A 7,469-nucleotide genomic window follows, 5' to 3' on the forward strand; every position below is an offset into this window, starting at 1 on the left:
TGGCTGTCAACGGGCTTGTGCTACTGTTCGCGGGTCGCTTGAGCCGGGAGGAAGAATTGAAGATCGTCGCGCTTGAAACGCTGCAGCTGGCGGAATTCCCATTCCTGTTCTGGCTTCGCGTCCACACCGACGCCGGCCTCATCGGCACCGGCGAAACCTTCTGGGCGCCGGGGCCGGTCGCCTCCTATATCCACGACAATGTCGCGGCCTACCTCATCGGCAAGGATCCGCGCGATATCGAGCTGCACGACCGCACGCTGGGCAGCGTCTATGTCGGCGCACGCGATTCCGGCGCCGAGGTGCGGGGCAATTCCGCGGTCAACATCGCGCTGTGGGATATCTATGGGCAGGCGCTTGGCGAGCCGGTCTGGCGGCTGCTCGGCGGCCGCACGCATAGAAGCGTGCCGATCTACAACACCTGCGCCGGTTACAAGCATGTGCGCGCCAGCAAGAAGAACGCGCTGTTCGAGCGCGGCGAGGACTGGTCGCTCAAATCGGGCGACTCCAACGAAGGGCCGTATGAGGACCTGCTCGCATGGCGATACAATGCGGGCGACCTCGCCAGGAGCCTGAAATCCGAAGGCATCGGCGCCATGAAGATATGGCCGTTCGATATCGCAGCCGAGGCATCGAACGGCACCCGCATCTCGCTTGCCGACCTCGACAAGGCGCTGGAGCCGTTCCAGAAGATCCGCGAAGCCGGCGGCCGCGACATGGAGATCATGGTCGAGCTGCATGGGCTCTGGAGCCTGCCGCCGGCGCTGCGCATCGCCGAGGCGCTGAAAGCCTACGACGTCGCCTGGCTGGAGGAGCCGATCCGTTATAACGAGCTCGACGCCATGGCCGAGCTCGCGCGCCACACGTCGATCCCGATTGCGGCCAGCGAGCGGTTGGCCACGCGGCAGATGTTCAAGCAATTGATCGACAAGCGCGCGGCCAGCGTGATCATGATCGACCTTGCCTGGTGTGGCGGCCTTTCCGAAGCGCGCAAGATCGCCAACATGGCCGAGGCCAGCGAACTGCCGGTGACGCTGCACGACTGCACGGGACCGATCGTCTATGCCGCCAGTTGCGCGCTCTCGGCCACCTTGCCGAACGTCAATTACCAGGAAGCCGTGCGCGCCTATTTCACTGGATGGTACACCGAGATCGTCGCCGACATTCCGCCGATGAGTGACGGCCATGTCGCGCCGCTCGAGGGGCCGGGGCTAGGCCTCAGCCTTCGGCCGGAGCTGTTCCAGCGGCCTGACGCCACGGTGCGCATCACCAAGGACTAGAGCGCGTTTTCCGCCAGGAGCCGCGCCAAAACAAAGCGATAGGGCGTTTCGCCGGCTCGGTGAAACGGTGACCCCGCTTGCGCCTCGCAGGCTCTGCCTGGAGCCTGTAGACATTATGCTATTATAATCTATGATGAACCCGAAGCGAGCAGCCACAAGCTCGCCGCCGGCGCGTGTCTGCCCGGCGCCAGACGGATTCATGGGAGGCTTTGGTGGCAATTTCTGCGGCGCGCGCACGCGAGGATTTCAAGGGTGCGCCAAATCTGCCCGACCGAAAAATCCTGCTCGACCTGTTCGAACGCATGGTGTTGCTGCGCCGCTTCGAGAGCGTTGCCCAGATCGCTTGCCGCAAGGGCGAGACACCTGGTTTTCTGCATCTCTACATCGGCGAGGAAGCGACCGGCGTCGGGGTCTGCGCGCATTTGCGGCCGACGGACTGGGTGACATCGACCCATCGCGGCCACGGCCATGCGCTTGCCAAGGGCGCCAACCCCGGGCGCGTGATGGCCGAGCTGTTCGGCAAGGCCGACGGCATTTGCGGCGGCCGTGGCGGCACCATGCATCTCTACGACCGCTCGGTCGGCCTGTTCGGCACCAACGGCATCGTCGCTGCCGGCATCGGCCATGCCGTCGGCATCGGCATGAGCGCGCGCCAGCAGGGCCGCGACGATATCGGCGTCGCTTTCTTCGGCGACGGCGCAGCCAATCACGGCGGCTTCCACGAGGCGCTCAACTTCGCCGCGGTGCAGCGCGCGCCGGCGGTCTTCATCTGCGAGAACAATCTCTACGCCACCGCGACCCCGCTCAAATCGATCACGCTCAATCCCGAGATCGCCACCAAGGCCGCGTCCTACGGCATGCCCGGCGTCGCCGTCGACGGCAACGATGTCTTTGCCGTCTGGCTGGCCATGAAGGAAGCCACGGAACGCGCCCGGGCAGGCAAGGGCCCGACGCTGATCGAGGCCAAGACCTATCGCACCGTCGGCCACCATGAGGGCGACCCGGTCATCGGCACGTATAGGACGCAGGAGGAGCTCGACGCCTGGATCAAGCGCGATCCTATCGACATGTTCCGCAAGCGGCTGATCGAGGAGTATGGCGTTGCCGACACCGAGGCGCTCGCCGCCATCGAGGCGCGGATCGAGAAGGTGGTGGAGGAGGCGCTCACCTTCGCCCGCAATTCGCCCGAGCCCGATCCGGCGACGGTGCGCCTGCATGTCTTTGCCGATCCGATCAATCCGCCGGCTGCCCTGCAGCCGCGCGCCGTCGGCGAGACGCGAACGCAAGGCTGGCTCGAGGCGGTGCGCGACGGCATTGCCGAGGAGATGCGCGCCAACCCGGCGATCCTGTATTTCGGCGAGGGCACCGGCGAGCGCGGCGGCAGCTTCGCCCACACCAAGAACCTGTGGCAGGAGTTCGGCGCCGATCGCATGGTCGACACGCCGATCTCCGAACAGGGGTTCACCGCCGCCGCCGTCGGCGCTTCGGCCACCGGCGCGCGCACCGTTTCCGATTTGATGTTCGCCGACTTCGCCTTCGAGACCGCCGGGCAGATTTTCCTGCAGGCGGCGAAGCTGCGCTACATGACCAGCGGTGTCATGAGCGCGCCGATGGTGGTGCGTGTCGGCGCCGGCGCGCTGCGCAGTTCCGGCCCGCATCACAGCGGTATCTACCACCCGGTCTTCGCCCATATGCCTGGCTTGATCGTCTGCGTGCCGTCGAACCCGGCCGATGCCAAGGGCCTGATGAAGACGGCGCTGAGAGCCGGCGACCCGGTCATCATGCTCGAGCCGAAGGCGCTGTTTGCCTCAAAGGGCGAGGTGCCGGTCGGCGAGCATTATGTGCCGTTCGGCGTCGCGCGGATCGCGCGGGTTGGCCAGGACATCACCATCGTCGCGGCAGGGCAGATGGTGCAGCGCGCCTTGGAGGCCGCGGAGGCCTTGGCGGCCGAAGGCATCGAGGCCGAGGTGGTCGACCCGCGCACCGTCATGCCGCTCGATATCGATACGATTGTCGCCAGCGTCAGGAAGACGCATCGCCTGCTCATCGTCGACGAGGCGTGGGCCATGTGCGGCCTTGGCGGCGAGATCGCCCAGGCGATCAACGAGCTCGCCTTCGACGAGCTCGACGCCCCGCCGGGAAGGCTGCACAGCGCACCGACCTCGCATCCCTTCGCGCCGGTGCTTGAACGCGCGATGCTGGTCGACACGACACGCATCGCCGAGGGCGTTCGCGACGTCATCGCCGGCAAGCCGCCGGTGCCGGATCACTGGTACACGGTCGGCCTGAAAAGTGCCGCGCCGGTAAAGCCTGCTCCAGCCAAGCCGCAGCCCGCTGCGCCAGCCGCTCTCACTCCCGCCGCCGGCGACGATGAGCCGGTGACGATGCCGTTCGGCGATCTCACCGTCAGCGAAGGCACGGTCGTCAAATGGCTGAAAGCGGTGGGCGACACTGTGAAGGAAGGCGAGCTGATCGCAGAGATCGAGACCGACAAGGCCGTGGTCGAGATCGAGGCGCCGGTCAGCGGAATGCTCAGCGCCATCGATCAGCCGGTCGGCGCCGTGGTGCCGATGGGCGGGCGCATCGGCGGCATCAAGAAATAATCACCTGTATCCATGATCCGAAGGGCAAGCATGAAGATCCTGTGCGCCAATTGGCAGGCCGCCGACGAGGCCGAGCTCGAACGCGAGCACTATCCGGATATCGAGCTCATCCTCGCCCGTTCGACCAACGACAAGGCGGCCGTGCTCGATCCGGCGGTTTGCCAGGCGGTCGATGCGGTCATCAATTATTCGCCGACCCATAATGTGGCCGCCGCGCCGACCGCCTTTCCCAAGGCCAGGATCGCCGTGCGCTCCGGCGTCGGCTTCGACAACATCGATACGGCCGGCTGGGGTGGGCGCAAGATTCCCGCCTGCAACGTGCCAGACTATGGCACCACCGAAGTTGCCGACCATGCCATCGGCCTGATGTTGGCGCTGACGCGCGGCACGTCCGCCTATGCGGCCGAGCTTGCGGCCAATGGCGCCGAGGGCTGGCATTTCTCGAAGGCGCCGCTGGTGCGCCGCCACAAGGGCGCGACCTTCGGCATCGTGGGGCTTGGCCGCATCGGGCTTGCCGTGGCCCGCCGCGCCGCCGCCTTCGACATGAGGGTGGTGTTCTACGATCCGCATCTTCTGTCCGGGGTCGACCTGTCGACCGGCTACGAGCGAGTGCATTCGCTGGCCGAGCTTATGGGGCGGGCCGATGTGGTGAGCGTCCACACGCCGTTGAGTGAAGAAACGCGCAAGCTGCTCGGCAAGGATGCCTTCGCCGCCGCCAAGCCCGGCCTCGTCCTCGTCAACACGGCTCGCGGCCCGATCGTCGATCTGGATGCGCTGGAAGCGGCGTTGCGCAACGGCACGGTCGCCGGCGCGGGGCTGGACGTCCTGCCGAACGAACCCGGCGATCTCGACCATCCGCTTTTGGCGGCGTGGCGGCGCCGCGAGCCATGGGTCGCCAACCGGCTGATCGTGACGCCGCATGCGGCCTTCTACAGCCCGGCGGCGATGCGCGATCTCAGGCTGAAATCGATCGAAGTCGTGCATGCCTATCTCACCGAGGGTCGGCTGACCAACTGCGTCAATTCCGAGTATCTGAAATGAACGTTGCGGTGGCATCGCGGCTGGCTGTCTCGCCCTATGCGCGCCGGCTTGCCCGCGAGCGCGGCTTCCCGCTCGAGGCACTCCTTGGCACCGGTCCGGGTGGCCGCATCCTGGCCGCAGACGTGCTTGACTTTGTCGCGGCCGGGGCGCCGTCAGAGCTTCTTGCCGCGGCCACGGCGCCGTCGATTGCCGCGTCCAGCATCGCCGCCTTCGCGACATCCATCGCGTTGGGTGCCTTGCATGAATTGTTGGCCTCGCTGGAGAGCTCGGGGAAGGTATTCGACATTGATGATATCCTGCTGCGCGCCGCAGGTAGCGCGTTCGGCGAGATTTCGGACGCGGCACAAATCGGCGAGGCGCCGGTGGCGCTCGAACTGGGCAAGCGTCAGGTCGTTCTCGCGACCACGTCGGGAATGCCACTGACATCGCTGCGTGCGATGCGGCTTGCTGCCCAGGCGGACACACGCGACGATTCGCAAAAGCCCGCCACCCTGTCCGTGCGGCTGCTGCCGCCAGGCGATATCCGGCCGATGATGATGCCGCTGTTGCCGGGCCGGGCCATGCGCTTGACAGTCTCGGTCAGCTCCGCCGGAGACAACGTCGAATGCCTGCTGACGGCGGATGCCGCGCGTGTCGACGAGGCAGCCTCGGCCGCGTGGCTCGCCGCGCTGAAATCGACGGTCGAGCGCCCGCTCCGGCTCTTCGTCTAGGCGGTGTCGTAACCCTGCGTAGTTTTGCGCGTCATGCGATAGCCTCGGGCGGCGGAAGCTATTATAAAAGCTTCGATACAGACGCGACGAGGCTCATGGACCACACCGTTCCCACCATCGACAGTCTTCCCAGACGCACGCTTGGACGTTCCAACGGGCCGCTCTATCGCCAGCTCGCCGACATATTGCGGGTGCCGATCGGTGACGGCACCTTTCCTGTCGGCGGGGAGTTGCCGAAGGAGGCGGCGATCGCCGAGCATTTCGGGGTCAGCCTGATCACCGTGCGCCAGGCGCTGCGCGATCTCGAGGCCGACGGACTGATCAAGAAGCGCTCGGCGAAGCCGGCGGTGGTCGCGGCGCGCAGCCCGTCGGTCAATCTGAGCTGGAAGTTCAAGAATTTCGCCGACATGGCGGCCTTCACCAAGGACGCGCAGCTCATGGTGAAATCCTATCGCAAGGAAGTCTCCCCCGTGCTGCAGCGCCATTTCGGCATGGGCAAGGAGGAGGCGGGCTATTGCCTGCGCAGCGTGCTGTCGATCGGCGAGCAGAGGAAGGCGCAGATCACCACCTACTTTCCCCCAGACATCGGCGCCAGGCTGAAGCGCGAAGACTTTTCCGACGTGTTGATCTTCCGCTCGGTGCAGAAGCATCTCGGCCTGCGTCTCGATGTGGCGCATGTCACCGTGCGCGCCGAAATCGCCGATGAGGCGGTCGCCACCGATCTCGGCATCTCGCTGGGCAGCGCGGTGCTGACGGTGGAGATGCTCTATCAGTCAGCCGACCAGCGCAGCATCGAGTTCTCCGTCGCACGCCATCCCGCCGATATTTTCAGCATCACCTACGACGCGCCGAACGACCTGTCCTGAGGCAGCTCGAAAGTGCGATTTCTGCTGATGGGCGCATGGACAGGCCTATAAAATTATAATAGCATGATAGCTAGGCTGAAGTGCCGGCGGCGGGCGAGGAGCGCGCGAATTCCGCCCGTGCTCACGGCCGTCGTGAGGCCCGGTGTTCTGATCAAGATGGCGCAGTCCATCGCCGGCCGGGGAGGAACATAGGAGGAGACAATGCAATCAAGGAGCCTGTGCGCCGGCTTGGTGGCGCTTGCCGGATTCGCAGTGTGCGTCGGAGCGACATCCGGCCATGCCGAAGCCAAGAAGACCTACGCCATCTACCTTTCCAACAATTTCGTCGGCAATGACTGGCGCCAGCAAATGGAGCGCGTCGCCAATGTCGCGGTCAACAAGGGGCCGCTGAAAGGCCGCGTCGACCTCAAGGTCGAAAATGCCGAGAACACGGTCCAGGCGCAGATCAATTCCCTGAACAACATCATCCGGCAAAAGCCCGACGCCATCCTGATCGACGCATCATCGGCCGAGGCTCTCAATCCCACGATCAAGAAAGCCTGCGACGCCGGCATCATCGTCGTCAGCTTCGACCAGACCGTGTCGGCCGAATGTGCCTACAAGCTGCATTCCGACTTCGACATCATGGCCAACAACCAGGCCGAATGGATGGCCTCCATGCTCGGCGGCAAGGGCAAGGTCTTCATGGATCGGGGTCTCGCCGGGGCGCCGATATCCGAGCAGTTCGAAAAGAATTTCGGCGCCGTGCTCAAGAAATATCCCGGCATCGAGATCGTCGGCTATTTCAACGGCAACTACGCCGCAGGGCCTGAACAGGAAGGCGTGGCGAGCCTGCTAGCCGCGCATCCGGAGGTCGACGGCATCTTCTCGCAGGGCTACGGCACCGGCGCCATCAAGGCGCTGCAGAATGCCGACCGGCCGATGGTGCCGGTCGTCGCCGCCGCCGTCAACGGCACCCGCGTCACCAGCGCC

At 65.4% G+C, this 7,469-nt stretch carries 6 protein-coding genes; all 6 read left to right on the forward strand.

The genetic code is table 11. From position 1 onward, the window contains the following. The first annotated feature begins 56 nt into the window (after nt 1-56). Entirely contained in the window at nt 57-1,277 is a 1,221-nt protein-coding gene (locus LB572_RS07975; RefSeq protein ID WP_224667328.1) for a mandelate racemase/muconate lactonizing enzyme family protein, read from the forward strand. Between the two features lie 212 nt (nt 1,278-1,489). Further along, complete coding sequence (locus LB572_RS07980; RefSeq protein ID WP_224667329.1) at nt 1,490-3,880, forward strand: thiamine pyrophosphate-dependent enzyme; 2,391 nt, start codon at nt 1,490-1,492, stop codon at nt 3,878-3,880. 30 nt (nt 3,881-3,910) lie between these two features. After that, entirely contained in the window at nt 3,911-4,921 is a 1,011-nt protein-coding gene (locus tag LB572_RS07985) for a C-terminal binding protein (protein WP_224667330.1), read from the forward strand. Beyond that, nucleotides 4,918-5,631, forward strand: a complete 714-nt coding sequence (locus tag LB572_RS07990; RefSeq protein ID WP_224667331.1) for an E3 binding domain-containing protein — start codon at nt 4,918-4,920, stop codon at nt 5,629-5,631. Before LB572_RS07985 ends, LB572_RS07990 begins: the two co-directional genes overlap by 4 nt. 95 nt (nt 5,632-5,726) lie before the next feature. After that, nucleotides 5,727-6,497, forward strand: a complete 771-nt coding sequence (locus LB572_RS07995) for a GntR family transcriptional regulator (RefSeq protein ID WP_224667332.1) — start codon at nt 5,727-5,729, stop codon at nt 6,495-6,497. Between the two features lie 201 nt (nt 6,498-6,698). Then, on the forward strand, nt 6,699-7,469 hold a 771-nt coding region (locus tag LB572_RS08000; RefSeq protein ID WP_224667333.1), incomplete at its 3' end, for a substrate-binding domain-containing protein.

Source organism: Mesorhizobium sp. BH1-1-5, assembly GCF_020165615.1.
GTDB lineage: Bacteria > Pseudomonadota > Alphaproteobacteria > Rhizobiales > Rhizobiaceae > Mesorhizobium.